The following is a 21,974-nucleotide window of genomic DNA, read 5'->3' on the forward strand; positions in this document are numbered from 1 at the left end:
GCGAAATGAACGGCGCACAGTCCCTGATCCGCACGCTGGTCGACTCGGGCGTCGAGGTGTGCTTCGCGAACCCCGGCACGTCCGAGATGCACTTCGTCGCCGCGCTCGACTCCGTGCCCGAGATGCGGGGCGTGCTCGGCCTGTTCGAGGGCGTCGTCACCGGTGCCGCCGACGGGTACGCGCGCATCGCGGGCAAGCCGGCGGCCACGCTGCTGCACCTCGGCCCCGGCCTCGGCAACGGTCTTGCCAACTTGCACAACGCCCGACGTGGCTACACGCCGATTGTCAACATCGTTGGTGACCACGCCACCTACCACAAGAAGTACGACGCTCCCCTGGAGTCCGACATCCCGGCCATCGCGAGCTCCCTGCAGGGCTGGGTGCGCGAGTCGGACAGCACGAAGGACGTCGGCGCGGACGCGGCGGCGGCGGTCGCGGCGTCGATGGACCCGCCCGGCCGGGTGGCGACGCTGGTCCTGCCCGCGGACATCTCGTGGGGCGACGGTGGAACGGCGGTGGCGCCCATCCCGCCCCGCAAGCCGCAGGCGGTCGCGGCGAGCAAGGTGTCCGCGGTGGCCGACGCCCTGCGCTCGGGTGAGCAGGTCGCGCTGCTCGTCGGCGGCCCCGCCTGCCGCGAAGCGGGCCTGCGGGCGGTGAGCCGCATCGCGGCCGCGACCGGCGCGAAGCCGTTGATCGAGACGTTCCCGGCCCGGCTGGAGCGTGGCGCGGGCCTGCCGGCGATCGAGCGCCTCGGGTACCTCGCGGAGCAGGCTTCCTACCAGTTGAGCGGTGTCAAGCACCTCGTGGTGGCGGGCGCGAAGTCGCCGGTGTCGTTCTTCGCGTACCCGGGCAAGCCGAGCGACCTCGTGCCGGACGGCGCGCAGGTGCACACGCTCGCGGAGCTGGACCAGGACGTCGTCGGCGCGCTCGAAGCGCTGGCGGACGAGGTCGCGGCGGGTGTCGAGCCGGTGTTGCAGGAGCCGCAGCGCCCGGCGTTGCCGAGCGGGCCGCTGTCGGCGCAGAACTGGGTGGAGGTGATCGGCGCACTGCTCCCGGAGCGCGCGATCATCTCCGACGAGGCCAACACGTCGGGCCTCCTGCTCCCGGCCGCCACGGCGGGCGCGCCCCGGCACGACGTGCTCACCCTGACCGGTGGCGCGATCGGCCAGGGCCTCCCGGTCGCGACGGGTGCCGCCGTGGCCGCCCCGGACCGACCGGTGATCGCCCTCCAGTCCGACGGCAGCGCGCTCTACACGATCTCGGCACTGTGGACCCAGGCGCGGGAAAACCTCGACGTGACAACGGTCATCCTGAACAACAGCGCGTACGCCATCCTGCGCATGGAGCTGCAGCGGGTGGGCGCGGAAAGCGGTGGCCCGAAGGCGAACGCCCTGCTGGACCTGTCGAGGCCGGACCTGGACTTCGCGAAGATCGCGGAGGGCATGGGCGTCCCGGCGACGAGGGCGACGACGGCGGAGGAACTGGCGGACCAGTTCAAGGCGGCCATCGCGGAGCCGGGACCGCACCTCATCGATGCCGTGGTGCCGTCGATGATCTAGCGACGCGAAGCCGGCCGTGTGCGGCGAGGATCCCGACGATCACCAACGCCGCGCCGGCCGGCTGGTGCCACGCCAGCGGCTCGCCGAGCACGACGATCCCCAGCACCACGCCGACGATCGGTGTCACGTAGGTCACCGCCGCGGCGTTCGGCGCGCCCCACGCGCCGACGATGTTGGTGTTCCAGATGTAGGCCAGGCCCGTGCAGACCGCGCCGAGGGCGAGCATGCTCAGCGCGACGGGCCAGGTCAGGTCGATCTCGCCGCCGGCGAGGAACGGCGTGGCCAGCAGCATGAGCACAGCACCGACGGTGACCTGGACGAAGGCGACGGTCGGCGCGGGCACCCCGCGCGGGGAGACGAACCTGCGCAGGTAGGCGAAGGCCAGTCCGTAACACGTGGTCGCGCCAAGGCACGCCACCTGGGGAAGCAGGTCGCCGTGCCCGGAGACCGACCACGGTCCGATGACCAGCAGCACACCGAGGAAGCCGAGCACGAGTCCGGCACCTCGGTCCCGGGTGTTCTTCTCGGTGGGCAGGACCGCCGCGGCGAAGGCCATCGTGGTCAGCGGGGTGGTCCCGTTGTAGATGCTGGCCAGCCCGGAGGAGATGTGCTGCTCGGCCCAGGAGAACAGCAGGAACGGCACCACGCACAGCAGGACGCTGACCACAGCCAGGTGGCCCCACAGCGCGGGTTCCCGTGGCACGGCAGCGCGGCGGACGAGCATGACCAGGACCAGTGCGAGCGCGCCGAAAACCATCCGCGACCAGACCACCTGGGCCGGGGACAGCCCTTCGAGGCCGATCTTGATGAACAGGAAGCTCGCGCCCCACGCCAGCGCCAGCAGGCAGAACTGGACGCCGACTCGGCCTGCCACGGTGCTCCTTCGTGCCGGACTGCCACCAACCGCCGGTAGTCAACCGGAGGCGAACCGGTGATGCTGGCGGCTTCCGGACACGCAGTTACCGCAACGAGGCCGCGAACTGTTCCAGTGCTTCGTCGGTGCGGTGTTCGTCGCCGGTCAGGAAGCGGTCCAGCAACAGGCCCCGTACTACCGCGATCGTCAGGGTGGCTTTGCCGTCGCCGCCGAGGGCTGTGCTCAACGGGTTCAGCCAGTCGGTGACCATGGCTCGGCCGCCTTGCGGGTAGCGGTCGGGGTGGTTCACCGCGTCGACGTAGACCTCGAAGAACAGCTTCAGGAACTGCTCGCGTTCCGGGGCGGTCAGCCAGGCCCAGACGCCGCGGACCAGGTCCGCGGGAGCATCGCCGACTTCGCCGATCGCGTCCGCCAGCAGCACTGCCTCACGCCGCCTGATTTCGGCCAGGATTTCGGCCACCAGGTTCTCCTTGCTGCCGAAGTCGTACTGCAGCATCCGGGTGCTGGTGCCCAGCGCCGCCGCCAGCGGCCGGAGGCTCAGCCCGGCCAGCCCCCTGGCCAGGACGTAGTCGGTCGCCGCCGCGAGGGTTCCCGCCCGCCGCTCCGGCTCCGGTGGTCGGCCCACCCCTACCTCGCTCTCGACATGCCCGCCGGTTTCTGCCACAGTTTATGACACAGTCGTGACATAAACTCCGAGGGGAGTAGGAATGTCCACCAAGACGACTTTCCGGTTGTCCACAATCCTACGAGCGGACGCGGTGTGGGACTGCCTGCTGGGTGTCACGCTCCTCCTCGCCGCCTGGCCCGCAGTCGCGGAGTCCACGGCGATCTCCACCGCGTTGTGGCCCGCGTTCGTCCTCACTGGACTCGGAAGCCTGGTGTTCGGCGTGGTACTGGCCCGTTCGGCCAACACGTCCAGCGCTCCCGCGGTGGCGCGCGCGGCCGCGATCGGCAACGCCGCGGCGGTCGTCGCCGTCGTGGTGTTGTTGCTGCTCACAGAGCCCGAGACCGCCGCCCGCGCGGTGTTGGTACTGGCAGCCGTGGGATGCGCGGTGTTCGCGGCACTGGAATGGACCTGGACATGAGAAAGCGCTCTCTCCCGCGCGGGGGAGAGAGCGCTTTCCCTTGGTGTTACTCGAAGATCTCGCCGTTCTCGGCCTTCTTCACCAGGCTTTCCGGCGGCAGGAAGTGGTCACCGTAGCGCTCGGCCAGTTCACGGGCCCGCGCGACGAAGCCCTTCAGCCCGCCCTCGTACTGGTTGATGTACTGGATGACACCACCGGTCCAAGCCGGGAAGCCGATGCCGAAGATCGACCCGATGTTGGCGTCCTGCACCGACGTGAGCACGCCCTCGTCGAAGCACTTCACCGTCTCCAGCGCCTCCGCGAACAGCATCCGCTCCTGCAGGTCCTTGAACGGCACCTGCGCGCTGCCCGACTTGAACGCCTCCCGCAGGCCCGGCCACAGGCCGGCCCGCTTGCCGTCCACGTACTCGTAGAACCCGGCGCCCGAAGACCGGCCCTTGCGGTCGTATTCGTCGAGCATGCGGTCGATCACGGCCTCCGACGCGTGCTCTTTCCACGTCCCGCCCGCGGCCTCGACCGCGGCGCGCGTCTCCTGCCGGATCTTCCGCGGCAGCGTCAGGGTCAGCTCGTCCATGAGCTGCAGCGGCGGCGCCGGGTACCCGGCCTGCGAACCGGCCTGCTCGATCGACGCCGGCTCGACGCCTTCACCGACCGCGGCGACGGCCTCGTTGATGAAGGTGCCGATCACCCGCGAGGTGAAGAACCCGCGGCTGTCGTTCACCACGATGGGCGTCTTCTTGATCTGCAGCGTGAAGTCGAAGACCTTGGCGAGCGTCGCGTCGGACGTCTTCTCCCCGCGGATGATCTCCACCAGCGGCATCTTGTCCACCGGCGAGAAGAAGTGGATCCCGATGAAGTCCTCCTGTCGCTGCACGCCCTGCGCGAGGCCGGTGATCGGCAGCGTGGAAGTGTTGGAGCCGAGCACCGCGTCCGCGTTCACGATGTTCTCGATCTCGCCGAACACCTTGTGCTTGAGCTCCTGGCTCTCGAACACGGCCTCGATCACGAAGTCGACGCCCTTGAAGTCCTCCGGGTCGGCCGACGGCTTGATGCGCGCCAGCAGCTCGTCCGACTTCTCCTTCGTGGTCCTGCCGCGAGAAAGCGCTTTCTCCTCCAGCTTGACCGCGTAGCCCTTGCCCTTTTCGGCCGCCTCCAGCGAGACGTCCTTGAGCACGACGTCGATGCCGGCCTTCGCCGACACGTACGCGATCGCCGCGCCCATCATCCCGGCGCCGAGCACACCGACCTTCTTCGCGGTGTACTTCTCGTAGCCGTCGGGCCGCGAGCCACCGGAGTTGATGTGCTGCAGGTCGAAGAAGAACGCCTTGGTCATGTTCTTCGCGACCTGGCCGGTGACCAGGCTGACGAAGTACCGCGTCTCGATCTTCGTGGCGGTGTCGATGTCGACCTGCGCGCCCTCGACGGCCGCGGCCAGGATCGCCCGCGGGGCCGGCATCGGCGCGCCCTTGATCTGCTTGCGCAGGTTCGCGGGGAACGCGGGCAGGTTCGCCGCGAACTTCGGGTTCGACGGGCTGCCGCCGGGGATCTTGTAGCCCTTGACGTCCCACGGCTGCTGCGCCTCGGGGTTGGCCTTGATCCACTCCTTGGCCTTCGGCAGCAGTTCGTCCACACTGGACACCAGCTCGTGCACCAGGCCCAGTTCCAGCGCCTTGGCGGGCTTGTGCCGCTGGCCCTGCACGAGCACGTTCAGCACCGCGCTCTGGATGCCCAGCAGCCGCACGGTGCGGGCGACGCCGCCACCGCCGGGCAGCAGGCCCAGCGACACCTCGGGCAGGCCGATGACCGTGCCCTTGACGTCGGCGACGATCCGGTGATGCGTGGCCAGCGCGATCTCCAGGCCACCGCCCAGCGCGGCACCGTTGATGGCCGCGACGACCGGCTTGCCCAGCGTCTCCAGCCGGCGCAGCTGCGCCTTCATCTCGTCGGTGCTGCGGGTGATCTCCTCCGCGTGCTCCGGCGTCGCCTTGATCAGGTCGTTGAGGTCACCACCGGCGAAGAACGTCTTCTTCGCGGACGTGAGCACGACCCCGGTGATCGAGTCCTTTTCGGACTCCAGCCGGTCGACGGTCCGCCCGAAGGACTCGCGGAAGTCGGCGTTCATGGTGTTCGCCGACTGGTTGGGGTCGTCCAGGGTCAGCACGACGATGCCGTCGGAGTCCTGGTCCCAGCGAATAGTGTTGGTCATGTTCACACCCGCTCGATGATCGTGCCGATACCCATGCCGCCGCCGATGCACAGCGACAGCAGCGCGCGCCGGGCCTGGCGCCGCTCCAGCTCGTCGACCATGGTCCCCAGGATCATGGCCCCGGTGGCGCCGAGCGGGTGGCCCATCGCGATGGCGCCGCCGTTGACGTTGACCTTCTCCTCCGGCAGCTTCAGGTCCTTCATCCACTTCAGCACGACCGACGCGAACGCCTCGTTCAGCTCGAACAGGTCGATGTCGTCCGTGGTCAGGCCCGCGTTGGCGAGTACCTTCTGCGTCGCGGGCGTCGGGCCGGTCAGCATGATCGTCGGGTCGGAGCCGGTGATCGCGGCGGACACGATGCGCGCCCGCGGGGTCAGGCCGAGGTCCTTGCCGACCTGCTCGTCGCCGATCAGCACGATCGCGGCGCCGTCGACGATGCCCGACGAGTTGCCGCCGGTGTGCACGTGGTCGATCTTCTCGACCCAGTGGTACTTCTGCAGCGCGACGGCGTCGAAACCGCCGAACTCGCCGATGGTCTCGAAGGCGGGCTTGAGCTTCGCCAGGCTCTCCAGGGTGGTGCCCGGGCGGCGGTGCTCGTCGTGGTCGAGAATCGTCACGCCGTTGATGTCCTTGACCGGCACGACCGACTTCGCGAAGTAGCCGCCCGACCAGGCCGCCTCGGCCTTCTCCTGCGAGCGGACCGCGAACCGGTCGACGTCCTCGCGCGAGAAGCCCTCGATGGTGGCGATCAGGTCGGCGCCGATGCCCTGCGGCACGAAGTAGGTGTCGTAGTTGGTCGCCGGGTCGGTGAACATCGGGCCGCCGTCGGAGCCCATCGGCACCCGCGACATCGACTCGACGCCACCGGCGATGATCAGGCTCTCCCAGCCCGAGCGCACGCGCGCGGCGGCCTGGTTCACCGCCTCCAGGCCGGAGGAGCAGAACCGGTTGAGCTGCACGCCCGCGACCGTGTCCGGCAGGCCGGAGGCCATCGCCGCGGCCCGCGCGATGTCGGCGCCCTGGTCACCGACCGGGGACACCACGCCCAGGATGATGTCCTCGATCCGGGCCGGGTCCAGGCCGGGATGGCGCGCCTTGAGCTCGTCGATCAGACCGACCACCAGGTCGATCGGCTTGGTCCCGTGCAGGGACCCGCCCTTGTTCTTGCCACGAGGCGTGCGGATGGCCTCGTAGATGTATGCCTCGTTGCCCACGCGTGCGGCCTTTCCTCGGTTTCACGCTAATCTCCATTAACATAATCCGCCTATATCCCCTGGTGTCAACTGCTTGCGATGTGATCCGTGGAAGCTAGAGTGGTCTCACCATGACGACCTCCCGGAGCCGTCGCCCGAGCGACAGGAAGAACCAGCTGGCGGCCTGTGCCGCCGAGCTGTTCCGCGCTCGCGGCTACCACGGGGTGGGCATCAACGACATCGCCGCGGCGGCCGGCGTCACGGGCCCGGCGCTCTACCGGCACTTCGCCGACAAGCAGGCCGTGCTCGCGTACGTGCTGCTGTCGGGCGTGCGTGACATGGAGACGGAGACCACCCGCGCGCTCAGCGCGCTGAAGGCCGACGACGAGCAGGTCGAGCGGCTGCTGACCGGGATCGCGAGCGCGTCCGTCGAGCGGCGGGACGTCGCGGCGCTGTGGCGCTGGGAGGGCAGGCACCTGTCGCCGCGGGACCAGCGGGAGATCGGCCGCCGGTCGAGCGCGATCCTCACGTCGTGGGCGAAGGTCCTGATGGAGCGACGGCCGGAGCTGGCGGCGGCCGACGCCGAGCTGCTGTGCTGGGCGGCACTGAGCGTGTTCGGCAGCGTGTCCGTGCATCACACGACGGTGGCGAAACGGCGGTTCGTGCAGCTGCTTGCCGGACTGGCCCAGCGCGTCCTGCAGGTGGACCTGCCGTCCGGGGGCGAGCCCGAGCCCTCGGTCGCAGCGCCTGGTCTGGGCACGCCGTCCCGGCGCGAGCAGCTGCTGACCTGCGCGGCGGAGCTGTTCCGCCGCAACGGGTTCCACGACGTGAGCATGGAGGACATCGGAGCGGCGGCCGGCATCGCGGGCCCGAGCGTCTACCGGCACTTCCCGAGCAAGGCGAGCCTCGTGCAGGCCATCGCCCGCCGGGCCGCCGACCGGCTGGCGCTGGCCACCGAGGAGGTCCTGCGTGGCAGCTCGAACGAGCGCGCGGCGCTGGGCGGGCTGGTGGACTCGTACGTGCGCGTGCTCACCGGTTCACCCGAACTGATCGTGTCGTTCTCCATCGACGGAGTGAACCTGGCGGAGCAGGACCGCGTCGAGCTGCTCCGCGTCCAGCGCGACTACGTGGCCCAGTGGGTGAGCCTGCTGTGCGCCGCGCAACCCGAGCTGCCCGCCCGCGAGGCGAAGATCATCGTGCACGCGGCGCTGACGATCGCCAACGACCTGGCCCGCACCCGCCGCCTCAACGCGCGGCCGAGCCTGCCCGCGGAGCTGAAGGCGCTGATGAAGACGGTGCTCGGCGTCTGAAGACGGTGCTCCACGTCGATTGACCTGCACACAAGTGCATTGTCGGCGTCGACTACTGGGCGATTGTTGACAATCCTGCTGGCCGACATGGCGATCTTCGGCGTGTCCTGTTGTTGACAAGAAGAAGATCGAACACCAGGACGCTCCGACACGTGCTAACCTACTGACGAGTAGGTAACGGCGGACGGAGGAGTGCGACGTGGCAGCGCTCAACGGAACACCGCGGCGGAAGCGAGACGTCATGGGCGTGGGCCTCGCCGCACTGACCAGGCTGGCGGGCAGCAAGACGCTGGAGCGCGCGGGCCTGCGCGTGCCGGTGCAGAACCTGGTGGGCTCCGCGACGAAGAACGGTTTCCGCGCCGCGGGTGCCGCTTCGCGCGTGTTCAAGTCCACCCGGGCGACCGGGAAGCCCACCCGCCCTGGCAAGCCCGAGGACAAGGGTCTGTTCGACGTCACCCCGTCGGAGGACCAGCAGCTGATCGCCGAGACGGTGAGTGAGTTCGCCGCCGAGCAGCTGCGGCCGGCCGCGGCGGAGGCGGATGCGAAGCTCGCCCCGCCGGACGGGCTGCTGACCCGCGCGGCGGAGCTGGGCGTGACGCTCATCGGCATCCCGGAGGAGCTGGGCGGCGCCGGTTCGGAGCGTTCGGTCGTGACGAGCGCGCTGATCGCCGAGGCGCTCGCGCACGGTGACCTGGGCCTCGCGGTGGCCGTGCTGGCGCCGTCCGCGGTGAGCACGGCGCTCGTGCTGTGGGGCGACGCACAGCAGCAGGCCGATTACCTGCCCGCGTTCGTCGGGGAGGACGTGCCCGCCGCGGCGCTCGCGCTGCAGGAGGCGCGGCCGCTGTTCGACCCGTTCAAGCCGGCGGTCAAGGCGCGCCGCACGCCGTCGGGGTACCAGCTGGACGGCGTGAAGTCGCTGGTGCCGCGGGCCGCGCAGGCGGAGCTGTTCATCGTGTCGGCCGACCTCGACGGTCGCGGGCCGGCGTTGTTCCTGATCGAGTCTTCGACGTCGGGTGTGACGGTCGAGGCCGAGCCCGCGATGGGCCTGCGTGGTGCGGCGACCGGGAAGTTGTTCCTGGACAACGTGAAGCTGCCCGCGGGCGCACTGCTGGGCGGCGCCTCGCCGGAGGTGTTCACCGAGGTCGTGCGGCTGTCGCGGCTGGGCTGGGCGGCGCTGGCGACCGGCACCGCGAAGGCCGTGCTGGACTACGTGATCCCGTACGTGAACGAGCGCACGGCGTTCGGCGAGCCGATCAGCCACCGGCAGGCCGTCGCGTTCTCGGTGGCGGACATCGCGATCGAGCTGGAGGGCATGCGGCTGGTGACGTTGCGCGCGGCGGCGCGGGCCGAGCAGGGCAAGCCGTACGCGCGCGAGGTCGCGCTCGCCCGGAAACTGGCCACGGACAAGGGAATGCGGATCGGCAGTGCCGGTGTGCAGCTGCTCGGCGGGCACGGGTTCACGAAGGAACACCCGGTGGAGCGGTGGTACCGCGACCTGCGGGCGATCGGCATCGCCGAAGGCGTCGTTCTTCTCTAGAAAGGGTTTGCTGTGATCAACCTCGAGCCTCCCAAGAAGGCCGGCGCCCTGATCAACCAGGCGTACCAGGCCGCTTCCCAGGTGCTGCGCCCGATTTCGCGGAAGTACGACCGTGCGGAGCACGAGTATCCGAAAGAGCTGGACATGTTCGCCGCGGTGCTCGACGGGCTGAACTCGTCGGGCGAAGGCGGTGCGGGCGCGGCGGGAGTGCGGCGTTCCGAGGACGACGGCAAGAAGAAGTCCGGCAACCGCAACGGCGGCAACCTGAGCACGGTGCTCGGCACGATCGAGATGTGCTGGGGTGACGTGGCGTTGCTGCTGTCGATGCCGCGGCAGGGCCTTGGCAACGCGGCGATCGCGTCGGTGGCGAACGAGGAGCAGCTGGCGCGCTTCGGCAAGCTGTGGGCCGCGATGGCCATCACCGAGCCGGACTGCGGTTCGGACTCGGCGGCCATCACGACGACGGCGGTCGAGGACGGCGACTCGTACGTGCTGAACGGCGAGAAGATCTTCGTGACGTCGGGCCAGCGCGCCGACGCCGTGGTCGTCTGGGCCACTTTGGACAAGTCGGCCGGACGTGCGGCGATCAAGTCCTTTGTGGTCGAGAAGGGCACGCCGGGCTTCGAGGTCGTGCGGCTGGAGCACAAGCTCGGCATCCGCGCGTCGGACACCGCGGTCCTGCGGTTCGACAACTGCCGCGTGCCGAAGGAGAACCTGCTGGGTTCGCCGGAGGTGGACACCAAGAAGGGTTTCGCGGGGGTCATGCAGACCTTCGACAACACCCGGCCGCTGGTGGCGGCGATGGCGGTCGGCTTGGCCCGCGCCGCGCTGGAGGAGACGGCACGAATCCTGTCCGAAGCGGGTGTCGTGGTGGACTACGACAAGCCCGCGAACACGCAACACGCCGCGGCGGCCGCGTACCTGGAACTGGAAGCCGACTACGAAGCCGCCTACCTGCTGACGCTGGAGTCGGCGTGGATGGCGGACAACCGCAAACCGAACTCGCTGCAGGCCTCGATGGCGAAGGCCAAGGCGGGCCGGTCCGTTGTGGACATCACACTGAAGTGCGTCGAACTGGCCGGCGCGTTCGGCTACACGGAGGAGTCACTGCTCGAAAAGTGGGCGCGGGACTCGAAGATCCTGGACATCTTCGAGGGCACGCAACAGATCCAGCAGCTCATCGTGGCGCGGCGGATCTTGGGGAAGACGAGCGCGGAGCTGAAGTAGCCCGCGCGAACGGAAACCGCCCGGCGCGCGTGCTGTCGCGAGCCGGGCGGTTCTCGTTGGTCCGGATGGTCAGACGGGCGGTTTCCAAGATCAGGCCCCCTGTAGACCCTCATCCGTGTCAGAGATCGGCACGCCCTGCGCCAGAAGCACCGACGCGTAGAAGTGCCGTAGCCCGTGCATCCTGTCGGCCCGCTTGCGGTACTCGACACCAGCGGTCTGGACCCTCAAACTCGCTCCGGTGGGAACGAGGGCCCCGGATGGGCATCGACGTGGGCGTCGTACCGGTAGCCGTACTCCCACACCAACACCCGACCCAACCGAGAGGCGACAGCGCCCCAATCCGGTCCCGCCGTGGCTTGGCACTGCTCGTCAACCGCGGCATGAATCGCCTGGGCCGACCAACGCTCGACCAGCAACAAGCCACTGCCGAAGAGCACCCGGCCATCGGAGGACCAGGCATAACCCGGCCCAGGAGAGGCACCTGACGGCCCACCGCCCTCAGCGAAGCACTGACCAAGCCAAAGAGGCGTACAGACAAGAAAGTCAAACGCGTCTGCCGGGCCACTGTCCTCGGTTCCGACGAACGCGGTCAGGTAGCACCCGAAGCAGGTCGGATCTGGCGGTGCGAAGTCCTCGAACGCGCGAGGCGAGTAAGTCGTGATGCCCTGGAGGACTGCTTGGACACGAGGCAGGTTCACCCGACCATGATGCGCCCCATCGAACGACCCATGCCTCCGGCGACCTCCTCGCAGGGGAGAGACTTGGGGAGGCCAAACGCATGCCATTCAGCGTGCCATTGAGGCCGGTCAACCACGTTCCCAGGCCGTCTGAGGCCGGGCAGACGCAGCAGCTCGTGAAACCGCCCGGCGCGAGGGTTCCCCTTCCGTCGGGCGGTTTCGTGAGCGGAACGGCGCCGAGCGGATCACCACGACCCACTACCCGAGCGGCGACACCCCGCGCAACCGGTTCAGCGCCGCCGGGCTTCCGCTTCCCTCGGCGAACGGACTCGTGCGTCGCGGGCCGTCCAGTTCACCTGCGAACCCCGCAGCAGGTCGGCCGCGCGACGGTCTGCCCTGTCGGGCATCCGGACCTGCCGCTCGCCTCCCCGTTGCCGGTCGCGCGCGTCCGCGAGCAGTGCCGTGCCCAGCATGACCACGATCACTGCCCCGAGGCCGATCCACAAAGCCGCCATTCACGCACCCCCAGTACGTCGGTGTGCCGCCAGCGTACCCGGAAAGCGCTTCCCTCAACCCAGGAATTCGTCGAGGTACGACCACGTCGTCGTGCGGGCCCGGCGGCCGGTGAGCACGCCCAGATGCCCTCCGGGCGCGGTGCGGAACTCCACCGACGGCAACAGCTGCGTCAACCGCTCCACCGCCCGGCGCGGCGCGATCGTGTCGTTCTCCCCCGCGATGACCAGCACCGGGACCTCGATGTCGGCCAGCGAGATGCTCCGGCCGTTCAGGTCGACCTCCCCGTCCGCCAGGTCGTTCGCCCGGAAGAAGCGGTGGTAGATCTGCCCGAAGGTCCTCCCGGGGTACGCGATCATGTTGTCCATGAAGTGGTCCACGGCCTCGATCTGCGCCAGGAAATCCCTGTCGTCGAGATTCCGGAGGATCGCGAGCGGTTTCGTGATCTCCTTGTCAATCCCGGTCGCCCAGAAGACGCGACCGACCACATAGGACGGTGCGCCACCCAGCAATCGGTAGAACGGCGTCAACAGGTGCCCGCCCGTCGCGGCCACCAGCGGGCGGAACGGTGCGATCAGCGGGATCGCGGTGAAGTCCACCGGCGACGCGATCGTGACGAGCGACGCGATCGGCAGCGACGGGCGGGCCGCCGCGGTCAGCAGCGAGAACAACCCGCCGAGGCACCACGCCACCAGGCGCACGTCCTGCCCGCCCGCGTCCTCGCTCACCTTCCGGATCGCCTGCGGCAGCACCTCGTCGACCCAGTGCTCGATGCCCAGCCGCCGGTCGGCGAACGCCACCGTGCCGTAGTCCACGAGGTACGTCCGCTGCCCCCGCTCCACGAGGTGCTCGGCGAGACTGCACCCGCGCCGCAGGTCGAAGCACTGCGCGGGCGCGGCCAGCGGCGGCACCAGCAGCACCGGCGGCCCGTCCGACCCGCCGTGCAGCCGGTACACCGACCGGTTCGGCCCCTGGTCGATCAGCGTCCGCGGCACCGGCCGCAGATCCGCCACCCCGCCCCGCAACTTGCCCACCACATTCGCCGCGGCGGCCGCCAGGCTCACCGGCGACAACGTCAGACTCAAGACCGCCGCACCCTCGCCTCGTACTCCGCACGCTCACCGGAACGCGCGCCCATGAACACCTTATCCGCTCCCACGGCGTGGATGAACCACTCCGACACCGCCCGCGGCACCAGCCTGCCGAGCCGCCCCGTCACGTCCAGCGAGCGCGGCACGTACACGTCGAACCGCGGCCGCCGCACGACGTCCACAATGGCCCGTGCCACGTCCTCCGGCTGCAGCGATTTGAACATCTTCGTCTCCACCAGCCCGTCCGCGAGGTGCGTGCGGACCACCGCCGGCATGACGCACGAAATGTCCACACCGGACCCGCGCAGCTCCAGCCGCACCGCCTCGGACAACCCCACCACCGCGTGCTTCGTCGCACAATACGTTGCGGCGCCCGGGAAACCGGCCTTGCCCGCCATCGACGCGACGTTCACGATGTGCCCACGCGCTCGCGGCCGCATGCGCTTGATCGCCTCACGCGTCCCGTGGATGACGCCGTGCAGGTTGATCTCCAGCTGCCGCGTGGTGGCCTCGTCGTCCTCCTGCTCCAGCGGCGCGAGCAGCATGATCCCCGCGTTGTTGACCAGCACGTCGACCGGCCCGAGCCGCCGCTCCACCTCGTCGAGGAACTCCCCGAACGCCCGGCCGTCGGTGACGTCCAGTGGCAGCGCGAGAGCATCCAGCTCACCGGCGAGCTTCTCGGCCCGCACCTGGTCGACGTCGCCGATCGCGACGCGCGCACCCAGCCGGGCCAGCGCCCGCGCCGTGGTGGCGCCGATGCCCTGCGCACCACCGGTGATCACGATGACCTTGTCCCGCAGCTCCGTTGCCATGGCGCCCATCCTGCCGCCCGCGGGACAGTTTTTCCAGCAGTGTCACAAGCGGCGTTCGAAGACCTGGACGGTGGTATCACGGACCGGCACCTCGACCGTCGGCGTGAACCCCTGGCCGCGGTAGTACTCGACCAGCTTCCCGTCACCGCCGGACCAGCAGTCCACGCGCACCACGCTCACCCCGCGGCGGCGTGCCTCGGCGAGGGCGAACTCGATGAGCGCGGCGCCGACGCCCCTGTGCTGCCGCGAGGCCAGCAGCAGGACCAGGTACAGCTCCGGTTCGTCGACCGGCGGGACGTACGGCACCCGCTCTCCGAGGATCAGCGCGCCGACGACGGCACCGTCCACTTCGGCGAGCTGGAGGTCGCCGCCCTGGATCTGCTCACTCACCCGCTGCACGCGCTCGGGATCCTGAGACCAGGGCTGAGCACCCCATTGAGCCGCCCGGCCGCGAGCCACCAGCCACTCCACGGCCTCGTCACCCAGCCGCAGTACTTCCGGCAGGTCGGCGACGCTTCCGGCCCGGATGTTCACAGCGCCGTCAGGATGCGCGGCCCCTCGTCCGTCACGGCGATCGTGTGCTCGACGTGGGCCGCGCGCGTGCCGTCGATCGAGTGGATCGTCCAGCCGTCGTCGGCGTAGCGGTACTCGTCCCGGCCGCCCGCGATGAACATCGGCTCGATCGCCAGTACCAGCCCCGGCCGCAGCCGCATGCCTTTGCCCGCCGGGCCTTCGTTCGGCACGTGCGGCGCCTCGTGCATCGCCCGCCCCACGCCGTGGCCGCCGTGGTCCGCGAGCAGTCCGTAACCAGCACGGCGCCCGATGACACCGATGGGATGGGCGACGTCACCCAGGTGGTTACCCGGCTTCGCCTGCTCGATTCCCGCCGCCAGCGCCTGCTCGGTGGTCTCGATCAGCCGGAGGTCGGCGGGATCGGCGTCACCGACCACGAAGCTGATCGCCGAGTCGCCGTGCCAACCGTCGACGGACGCGCCGAAGTCCACACTGAGCAGGTCCCCGTCGGCGAGCCGGTAGTCCGTCGGGATGCCGTGCACCACCGCGTCGTTGACGCTCGTGCACAGCACCGCCGGGTACGGCGACGGCGCGAAACCGGGGTGGTAGTGCAGGAAGGAGGACTTCGCGCCCGCGTCGGACAGCAGGTCCGCCGCCAGCGTGTCGAGTTCGAGCAGGCTCGTGCCCACCGCCGCCTGCGCGCGCACCGCTTGCAGTACCCTCGCGACGACCCGGCCCGCTTCACGCAGCGCGGCGATCTCGTTCTCGGTCTTCAGTTCGATCACGGTCCACCCTCGTCGGTATTGTTATACCGGTATTTCTATCACAGGGTACCCCGGAGGGGCAAAGGCCCGCACGGCCTTCCGTATGGTCTGTGTGAACAGCATTCAAGGGAGATCGCGCCGTGGACAAGCCCCCCGAGTACCAGCAGGGGGCCTGGCGCTTCCGGTTGCTCGGCCGGTTCTCCGTCGGCGTCGGCGGCGAGGCGGTGAGCATCCGGTCGCGGCTGCACCAGGCCCTCCTCGCCGGCCTGCTCGCCCACCCGAACCAGGTCGTGCCCGCCGACGACCTCATCGACACCATCTGGCAGCGGCGGCCGAAGAACGCCAGCAACAGCCTGCACGTGCTGGTCAAACGCCTGCGGGCGGCGCTCGGCGACCCCGACCGCGTGCGTGCCGAGCCCGGCGGCTACCGGATCGTCGTCGCCGAGCACGAGCTCGACCTGCTCGAGTTCACCGCGTTGCTGGAGCGCGCGAAACAGGCCACCGATCCGCTCACCGAACGTGATCTGCTCGCGGAAGCGCTCAGCCTGTGGGGTGACGGGCCCACCCCGCCGCCGCTTCGCGAGGAGGACCGCGGCCGGCTGGAGGAGCTGCGGCTCGGCGCGCTCAGCCGGCGCATCGCGCTCGACCTGGAGACAGGCCGCGAAGCCGAGGCGATCTCCGAACTGCGGCGGCTCACGCAGCGACATCCGTTGCGCGAAGGCTTGTGGGCGCAGCTCATGCGCGCGCTGCACCAGTCCGGTTCACAGGCGGAAGCGCTCGCCGTGTACGCCGAGGCGCGGGCGGTGCTCGCCGACGAGCTGGGCGTGGAACCGGGCGCGGAGCTGCGGGAACTGCACGCGGCAGCGCTGGCCGCCGACGGCGCCCCGGCCTGGGAGCCGGTGTGCCAGCTGCCCGCGCGCACCGACGACTTCGTCGGCCGCGAGGACACCGTCGCGCGGCTCGAACGGCTGCTGGAACCGGCCGACACCGCGCGGGTCGTCGTCGTGTGGGGCCAGCCCGGCGTCGGCAAGAGCACCCTCGCCGTCCAGGCCGCGCACCGTCTGCGGGAGTCCTATCCGGACGGTCAGTGGTTCGCCGCGCTCCACGACCGGCAGGCCGGACGGACGTCCGCGCACGAGCTGCTGGAGCAGTTGCTGCTGGCCAGCGGCCTGCCCGCCGGGCAGATCCCGGCGCAGACCGGCGCCCGCTCGGCGGCGCTGCGGGCCCGCCTCGCCGACCGGCGGGTGCTGCTCGTCCTCGACGACGCGGGACAAGCCGCGCAGGTCGCGCCCGCGCTGCCCGGCACCGGCGGGTGCGCCGTGCTCGTGACGTCGCGCCGATCCTTGCTCGACCTGCCGGGCGCGCAACGACTGCGGATCGAGCCGCTGCGCCGCGACAGCGGCGTCCAGCTGCTGAGCCGGATGATCGGCGCCGAGCGTGTCGAGGCGGAACGCGCGCACGCCGAGGAACTCGTGCGCCTGTGCGGGGCTTTGCCGCTGGCGCTGCGGATCGCGGGCGCGCGGCTGTCGCTGCGGCCGGAAGCGCCCTTGAGCGCGCTGGCGCAACGGTTGTGCGACGAGCGGACCCGGCTCGACGAGCTCGCCGTCGAGGGCATGGAAGTGCGGGCGAGCCTGTCGCTGACCTACCAGGGGCTGAGTCCGCTGGCGCAGAAGGCGTTGCGGTGCACCGTTTTGTTGCCGCGCACGGGTTTTTCGCCGTGTGCGCTCGGCGCGGTGACCGACGGAAGCGACGGCGAGCGGCTCGTCGAGGCACTGACGGCGAACGCGTTGCTGGAGCCGCGCGGAGTGGACGACACGGGCGCGGCCCGCTACCGCACACACGACCTGGTGGCCTTGTACGCGCGGGACCTGGCGACGGACGACGACCTGGAGCCGGGGTTGCGCGGGCTGCTGGACCTGCTGCTCGCACGCGGCGAGGAGGTCTACCGGGAGGCGTCGCGCTGGACCGAGGAGCTGCCGCCGTACCAGGCGCCCGGGGCCATGCCGGCGCGGCTGGACCTCCCGCCGTTGCGGTCGCCGGAGGCGTGGGCGAGGTCGGAGCGGGACCTGTTGCTGGCCGCGATCGACCAGGCGTGCGCGGCGGGCTGGCACGCGGACGCGGCGCGGCTCGCGGACCTGGTGATCCCGGCGCTGCACCTCAGCGGCGGCTTCGACCAGCTCGCCGCGGCGCGGCAGCGGATCGCCGAGGCGGCACGGGCGGCGGGCGACGAGCTGGTGGCGTGGCGGGCGGACTACGGCCGCGCGGAGGCGTCACTGGCGGAGGACGTGTCGGAGTCGGAAAGGACGTTCGTCGCGTGCGCGGAGGCGTTCGACCGCCTCGGGGCGGCGACGGAACTGGTGTACAGCCTGACGGGCGTGGCGTTCTGCCGCCTGATGCGCAACGAGCCGGACCTCGAAACGGCGGAGCGGGCGGTGCGCATCGCTGCGACGGGCGAGGATCGGATCGCGTACTGCACGGCGAGCCGCACGCTGGCGCAGACCTTGCAGCAGCACGGCCGGATCCGGGAGGCGGTGTGGATCCTGAAGAAGACCACGCAGGAGGCGGCGAAGCTGCACGTCCGGTCGCTCACCGCGGGGCTGTACCGCGAACTGGCGCGGGCGGCGCTGCTGCTGGGTGACATCGACGCCGCGGCGTCGGCGTGCCTGGACGCGGCGCCCCTGTTGAGTGGCAACCCGCACGACGAGGCGTGGTTGCTGCAGCTGCGCAGCCGCGTGGAGACGGCGCAGGGCCGCTACGCCGACGCGGCCACCACGGCCCGCCGCTCGCACGGCATCTTCACCGAACTGGGCGACCGCCGAGCGGCGGCGAGCTCGCTGATCTGGCTCGCCGACGCCCTGTGGCACAGCGGTGACCACACCGAGGCGGTCACCCTGGCCCGCCAGGCACGCGACGCACTGGCGGCGATGGGCTCGACGATCCTGGCGCCGGAGGCGGAGCGCATCCTGGCCAGAGCAAGCCAGAGCGCTTGAGGGGTCCCGGGGGCGATTCGGAATCCCGCCGCCGCGGAGGGCTTGGTCGGGCGGACACGGCTGAACGCGATGGCGGGTGCGGCTGATCGGGCTCGGACGCGGCCGGATGCGGTGGCCGGGCGCAAACGCTTGCGCGACCGCTGCCGGCGCGCCTGCAGGTGGCTGCCCGGATCAAGTGGTGATCGCTACCCGAGCGGGTGCGGTCGACGGAAATGCCTGATCAGCGCGGGTTGCCGGACCGGAACGAGGCGCACGCGAGCAACCCGGGTGCGAGCCAGGCACTCCCGCACAAGCCCCTATCGGCGGCAGCGTCCGAAATGTCAGCGACGTGTCAGTGACGACCTGCCATCATGCCCCTTAGGGCTGGACCGTGATTGGGGGTCGGCCCAGCGACGTTGCAGTCGGGCGGCGGCCATCCCCGTGCCGCCGCCGGACTCAACCACCGCTTCGCAGCCATCCTCCCGGAGGCGCCACCCGGCGACCGCCGGAACTCCCCGGAAGCCACCGCGAACTGCCGCGAGTCGCATCCCCGGGATGGGTCAGCGTAGGCCCAGTTCCCTGGCGATCAGCATCCGCTGGATTTCGCTCGTTCCCTCGCCGATCTCCAGGATCTTCGCGTCTCGATAGAACCGTCCCACCGGGAACTCGTTCATGAACCCGTACCCACCGAAGATCTGCGTCGCGTCGCGGGCGTTGTCCATCGCCGCGTTCGAGGAGACCAGCTTCGCGATCGACGCCTCCTTCTTGAACGGCTCCCCGCGCAGCAGTTTCGCCGCCGCCTGGTAGTACGCCAGCCGCGCCGTGTGGGCCCTCGTCTCCATGTCCGCGATCTTGAACTGGATCGCCTGGTAGCTGCCGATGTTCGCCCCGAAAGCCGACCGCTCCCGCACGTACCGCAGGCACTCGTCCACGCACCCCTGCGCGAGGCCGACGCTCAGCGCCGCGATCGCCACTCGGCCTTCATCCAAAGTAGACAGAAACTGCGCGTACCCGCGACCACGCTCACCCAGCAGGTTCTCCGCCGGTACCCGGCAGTCCGCAAAGGACAGTCCGTGTGTGTCGGACGCGTTCCAGCCCACCTTCGAGTACTTGGGCTCCACCGTGAACCCGGGCGTGCCCGACGGGACGATGATCGCCGAGATCTCCTTGCCGCCGTCCGGTTTCGTGCCCGTCACCGCCGTCACCGTGACCAGCCGCGTGATGTCCGTGCCCGAGTTGGTGATGAACGACTTGCTCCCGTTGATCACCCACTCGCCACCGTCCAGCACCGCCGTCGTGCGCGTCGCCCCCGCGTCCGAGCCACCACCCGGCTCCGTCAGGCCGAACCCGCCCAGCGCCTCGCCCGCGCACAACGCCGGCAGCCACCGCTCACGCTGCTCGGGCGTGCCGTACCGGAAGATCGGCATCGCGCCCAGGGACACGCCCGCTTCCAGCGTCACCGCGACCGACGAGTCGACCCGCCCCAGCTCCTCCAGCGCCAGGCACAGCGCGAAATAGTCCCCGCCCATCCCGCCGAACTCCTCGGGGAACGGCAAACCGAACAACCCCATGCGCCCCATCTGCGCCACGAGGTCGTACGGGAACTCCTCACGCTCGTAGAAGCCGCCGATGACCGGCGCCACCTCGTTCTGCGCGAAGTCGTGCACCGTCTTGCGCAGTGCCTCGTACTCCTCGTCCAGCCTGAAGTCGATCATTCGTCCGCCTCCGGGGTCACCACGGCCAGCACCTCGTCCAGCGCGACCTGCTGGCCCGCCTGGACACGCACCTCGCGCACGACCCCGTCGACCGGTGCGACCAGGGTGTGCTCCATCTTCATCGCCTCGACCACGAGCAACGGCGCACCGGCCGTCACCCGCTCGCCGGGCGCCACCTTCACCACGAGCACCGTGCCGGGCATGGGGCTGACCACCGGCCCGCCCTCGGTCGCTTCGCCGTGCGTGGCCAGCAGGTTGGGCCGCTCGCCCACCGCGACGGCACGCCCCTCCCGGCACAGCCACTCCCCCGCGCGCCGGTACCGGCGGAACTCACCCGGGTACCGCACTTCGAGCGAGTTTCCCCGCCGCACGGCGGAAACCCGCACGGGTTCACCCTCGCCGACGACCACCGTCGCGTTGTCCGGCAGACCCTCGACTCGCACCAGCTCCTCGGCGTCACCCGCCTTGAGCCGCATGGTCACGCCGCCGCGCCCGCCGAGTCGCCAGCCGCTCGGCACGTCCCACGGGTCCACCACATCACCGGAAGGCAGCAGGTCCAGCACCCGGTCCAGCGCGGCGGCGACGAAGAACTCCTCCGGCACCTCCGCCGACACCAGCTCGTCGAGCCGACGCTCCACCAGCTCCGTGTTCAACCGTCCATTTCGGACGTCCTCGTCGGCGAGCAGTGCCCGCAGGAACGGAATGTTCGTGGTCAGCCCGAGCACCGCGGTATCCGCCAGCGCCCTGTCCAGCCGCTGCAGCGCCGACGCCCTGTCCGGCCCCCAGGCGACGACCTTGGCCAGCATCGGGTCGTAGTTCGAGGTCACGTTCGTGCCCGGCTGCAGCCACGAGTCGACCCGGACGTCCGACGGCTCGTGCAGGTCCAGCACCGTGCCGCCGGTGGGGATGAAGCCCCGCGCCGGATCTTCCGCGTACACGCGGGCCTCCACCGCGTGCCCGTTCAAGCGGATGTCTTCCTGGTCGAAAGAAAGCGCTTCCCCAGCCGCGACGCGGACCTGCCACTCGACGAGGTCCAGACCGGTCACCAGCTCGGTCACGGGGTGCTCGACCTGCAGGCGGGTGTTCATCTCCATGAAGAAGAACTCGTCCGGCGCCTTGTCCGACACGATGAACTCCACCGTGCCCGCCCCGGTGTAGCCGACCGACCGCGCCGCCTCCACCGCGGCCGCACCCATGCGCTCGCGCGTCGCCTCGTCGAGCAGCACCGAGGGCGCCTCCTCGACGATCTTCTGGTGCCGCCGCTGCAGGCTGCACTCGCGTTCGCCGAGGTGCAGCACCGTGCCGTGCGCGTCGGCGAGCACCTGGATCTCGATGTGGCGCGGCGTGGTGACGAACCGCTCCAGCAGCAGCCGGTCGTCGCCGAACGCCGCCCGCGCCTCCCGCTGCGCCGATTCGACCGCCGCGGCGAGGTCCGCCGGGTCGGTCACCAGCCGCATGCCCTTGCCGCCACCGCCCGCGGACGGCTTGAGCAGCAGCGGGTAACCGACCTCGGCGGCAGCAGCGGAGAAGTCATCCGGTTCGGCCAGGCCCGGTACCACCGGCACTCCCGCGGCCGAGACCGTGGCCTTGGCGGCGATCTTGTCACCCATCGCCTCGATCGCCGCGACGGGCGGCCCGATGAACACCACGCCCGCTTCGGCACAAGCCCGCGCGAAGGAAGCGTTTTCAGCGAGGAACCCGTACCCCGGGTGCACCGCCTGCGCCCCCGTCTCACGGGCCGCACGCACCATGTCCTCAATGGACAGATAGTTCGGCACGTGCACCGCCAGGTCGGCCTCGTGCACATGCCGGGTGTCCGCGTCCGCGTCGGTGTACACCGCGACCGAGCGGATGCCCAGGCGCCGCAACGTGTTCATCACCCGGACCGCGATCTCACCACGGTTCGCGACCAGCACAGTGGAAAACATC

The 21,974-nt window shown here is 70.4% G+C and carries 18 protein-coding genes; 6 read left to right on the plus strand and 12 right to left on the minus strand.

Going from position 1 to position 21,974, the window contains the following annotated elements; translation table 11 throughout:
- Positions 1-5: 5 nt before the first annotated feature.
- Positions 6-1,559 (plus strand): acetolactate synthase large subunit, encoded by a 1,554-nt coding sequence (locus FHX82_RS07540; protein WP_145937800.1) that lies wholly within the window; start codon positions 6-8, stop codon positions 1,557-1,559.
- Here the strand turns inward: FHX82_RS07540 and FHX82_RS07545 are convergent.
- A complete protein-coding gene (locus FHX82_RS07545) occupies positions 1,528-2,433 on the minus strand; it encodes a DMT family transporter (RefSeq protein ID WP_145937801.1) in 906 nt (301 codons plus the stop codon). The two genes, FHX82_RS07540 and FHX82_RS07545, sit on opposite strands and share 32 nt — an antisense overlap.
- A gap of 85 nt (positions 2,434-2,518) precedes the next feature.
- On the minus strand, positions 2,519-3,058 hold the full coding sequence (locus FHX82_RS07550; RefSeq protein ID WP_183176508.1) for a TetR/AcrR family transcriptional regulator: 540 nt from the start codon (positions 3,056-3,058) through the stop codon (positions 2,519-2,521).
- An 82-nt stretch (positions 3,059-3,140) separates the two neighbouring features.
- Between FHX82_RS07550 and FHX82_RS07555 the strand changes: the two genes are divergently transcribed.
- Positions 3,141-3,518, plus strand: coding sequence for a hypothetical protein (locus FHX82_RS07555; RefSeq protein ID WP_145937803.1), 378 nt, complete (start codon positions 3,141-3,143; stop codon positions 3,516-3,518).
- A 46-nt stretch (positions 3,519-3,564) separates the two neighbouring features.
- On the opposite strand, the gene FHX82_RS07560 is transcribed toward FHX82_RS07555, so the two are convergent.
- Both FHX82_RS07560 and FHX82_RS07565 read right to left on the minus strand, forming a co-directional pair.
- The gene (locus FHX82_RS07560; protein WP_183176509.1) at positions 3,565-5,724 is read right to left on the minus strand and encodes a 3-hydroxyacyl-CoA dehydrogenase NAD-binding domain-containing protein; all 2,160 of its coding nucleotides are present in this window, start codon (positions 5,722-5,724) and stop codon (positions 3,565-3,567) included.
- A gap of 2 nt (positions 5,725-5,726) precedes the next feature.
- Positions 5,727-6,938: an acetyl-CoA C-acetyltransferase gene (locus FHX82_RS07565; protein ID WP_145937805.1), complete on the minus strand. Its 1,212-nt coding sequence runs from the start codon at positions 6,936-6,938 to the stop codon at positions 5,727-5,729.
- A 110-nt stretch (positions 6,939-7,048) separates the two neighbouring features.
- On the opposite strand from FHX82_RS07565, the gene FHX82_RS07570 reads away from it, so the two are divergent.
- From FHX82_RS07570 to FHX82_RS07580, 3 genes are all read left to right on the plus strand, one after another.
- Positions 7,049-8,227 carry a TetR/AcrR family transcriptional regulator gene (locus FHX82_RS07570; protein ID WP_145937806.1) on the plus strand — a complete coding sequence of 393 codons (1,179 nt, stop codon included), beginning with the start codon at positions 7,049-7,051 and terminating at the stop codon, positions 8,225-8,227.
- Between the two features lie 241 nt (positions 8,228-8,468).
- Positions 8,469-9,764: an acyl-CoA dehydrogenase family protein gene (locus FHX82_RS07575; protein WP_145937828.1), complete on the plus strand. Its 1,296-nt coding sequence runs from the start codon at positions 8,469-8,471 to the stop codon at positions 9,762-9,764.
- Between the two features lie 12 nt (positions 9,765-9,776).
- The gene (locus FHX82_RS07580; protein WP_145937807.1) at positions 9,777-10,991 is read left to right on the plus strand and encodes an acyl-CoA dehydrogenase family protein; all 1,215 of its coding nucleotides are present in this window, start codon (positions 9,777-9,779) and stop codon (positions 10,989-10,991) included.
- Positions 10,992-11,215: 224 nt separating this feature from the next.
- Here the strand turns inward: FHX82_RS07580 and FHX82_RS37970 are convergent, their stop codons facing one another.
- The 6 genes from FHX82_RS37970 to map form a co-directional block, all read right to left on the minus strand.
- Positions 11,216-11,776 carry an Imm8 family immunity protein gene (locus tag FHX82_RS37970; protein WP_145937808.1) on the minus strand — a complete coding sequence of 187 codons (561 nt, stop codon included), beginning with the start codon at positions 11,774-11,776 and terminating at the stop codon, positions 11,216-11,218.
- Positions 11,777-11,958: 182 nt separating this feature from the next.
- Entirely contained in the window at positions 11,959-12,183 is a 225-nt protein-coding gene (locus FHX82_RS07590; protein WP_145937809.1) for a hypothetical protein, read from the minus strand.
- A gap of 54 nt (positions 12,184-12,237) precedes the next feature.
- Entirely contained in the window at positions 12,238-13,260 is a 1,023-nt protein-coding gene (locus FHX82_RS07595; protein WP_229880557.1) for an alpha/beta fold hydrolase, read from the minus strand.
- A 2-nt stretch (positions 13,261-13,262) separates the two neighbouring features.
- Positions 13,263-14,093, minus strand: a complete 831-nt coding sequence (locus FHX82_RS07600) for an SDR family oxidoreductase (protein ID WP_145937810.1) — start codon at positions 14,091-14,093, stop codon at positions 13,263-13,265.
- 33 nt (positions 14,094-14,126) lie between these two features.
- Complete coding sequence (locus tag FHX82_RS07605) at positions 14,127-14,618, minus strand: GNAT family N-acetyltransferase (protein WP_145937811.1); 492 nt, start codon at positions 14,616-14,618, stop codon at positions 14,127-14,129.
- The gene (gene map, locus FHX82_RS07610; protein ID WP_145937812.1) at positions 14,615-15,382 is read right to left on the minus strand and encodes a type I methionyl aminopeptidase; all 768 of its coding nucleotides are present in this window, start codon (positions 15,380-15,382) and stop codon (positions 14,615-14,617) included. Before map ends, FHX82_RS07605 begins: the two co-directional genes overlap by 4 nt.
- Before the next feature lie 119 nt (positions 15,383-15,501).
- Here map and FHX82_RS07615 point away from each other — a divergent pair, with 119 nt between their 5' ends.
- Positions 15,502-18,351: an AfsR/SARP family transcriptional regulator gene (locus FHX82_RS07615; RefSeq protein WP_145937813.1), complete on the plus strand. Its 2,850-nt coding sequence runs from the start codon at positions 15,502-15,504 to the stop codon at positions 18,349-18,351.
- 539 nt (positions 18,352-18,890) lie between these two features.
- Here the strand turns inward: FHX82_RS07615 and FHX82_RS07620 are convergent.
- Together FHX82_RS07620 and FHX82_RS07625 are read right to left on the minus strand one after the other, a co-directional pair.
- A complete protein-coding gene (locus FHX82_RS07620; RefSeq protein ID WP_145937814.1) occupies positions 18,891-20,045 on the minus strand; it encodes an acyl-CoA dehydrogenase family protein in 1,155 nt (384 codons plus the stop codon).
- The gene (locus FHX82_RS07625) at positions 20,042-21,973 is read right to left on the minus strand and encodes an ATP-binding protein (protein WP_145937815.1); all 1,932 of its coding nucleotides are present in this window, start codon (positions 21,971-21,973) and stop codon (positions 20,042-20,044) included. Before FHX82_RS07625 ends, FHX82_RS07620 begins: the two co-directional genes overlap by 4 nt.
- Position 21,974: the final 1 nt, after the last annotated feature.

The sequence above is a fragment of the Amycolatopsis bartoniae genome (assembly GCF_014191255.1).
Taxonomy (GTDB): domain Bacteria; phylum Actinomycetota; class Actinomycetes; order Mycobacteriales; family Pseudonocardiaceae; genus Amycolatopsis_E; species Amycolatopsis_E bartoniae.

What these genes read in the sequence shown, in the direction of transcription:
- FHX82_RS07540 (WP_145937800.1), top strand. Translation starts at nt 6, where the DNA reads ATGAACGGCGCACAGTCCCTGATCCGCACGCTGGTCGACTCGGGCGTC.
- FHX82_RS07555 (WP_145937803.1), top strand. Translation starts at nt 3,141, where the DNA reads ATGTCCACCAAGACGACTTTCCGGTTGTCCACAATCCTACGAGCGGAC.
- FHX82_RS07560 (WP_183176509.1), bottom strand. Translation starts at nt 5,724, where the DNA reads ATGACCAACACTATTCGCTGGGACCAGGACTCCGACGGCATCGTCGTG.
- FHX82_RS07570 (WP_145937806.1), top strand. Translation starts at nt 7,049, where the DNA reads ATGACGACCTCCCGGAGCCGTCGCCCGAGCGACAGGAAGAACCAGCTG.
- FHX82_RS07575 (WP_145937828.1), top strand. Translation starts at nt 8,469, where the DNA reads ATGGGCGTGGGCCTCGCCGCACTGACCAGGCTGGCGGGCAGCAAGACG.
- FHX82_RS37970 (WP_145937808.1), bottom strand. Translation starts at nt 11,776, where the DNA reads ATGGCATGCGTTTGGCCTCCCCAAGTCTCTCCCCTGCGAGGAGGTCGC.
- FHX82_RS07590 (WP_145937809.1), bottom strand. Translation starts at nt 12,183, where the DNA reads ATGGCGGCTTTGTGGATCGGCCTCGGGGCAGTGATCGTGGTCATGCTG.
- FHX82_RS07600 (WP_145937810.1), bottom strand. Translation starts at nt 14,093, where the DNA reads ATGGGCGCCATGGCAACGGAGCTGCGGGACAAGGTCATCGTGATCACC.
- FHX82_RS07620 (WP_145937814.1), bottom strand. Translation starts at nt 20,045, where the DNA reads ATGATCGACTTCAGGCTGGACGAGGAGTACGAGGCACTGCGCAAGACG.
- FHX82_RS07625 (WP_145937815.1), bottom strand. Translation starts at nt 21,973, where the DNA reads ATGTTTTCCACTGTGCTGGTCGCGAACCGTGGTGAGATCGCGGTCCGG.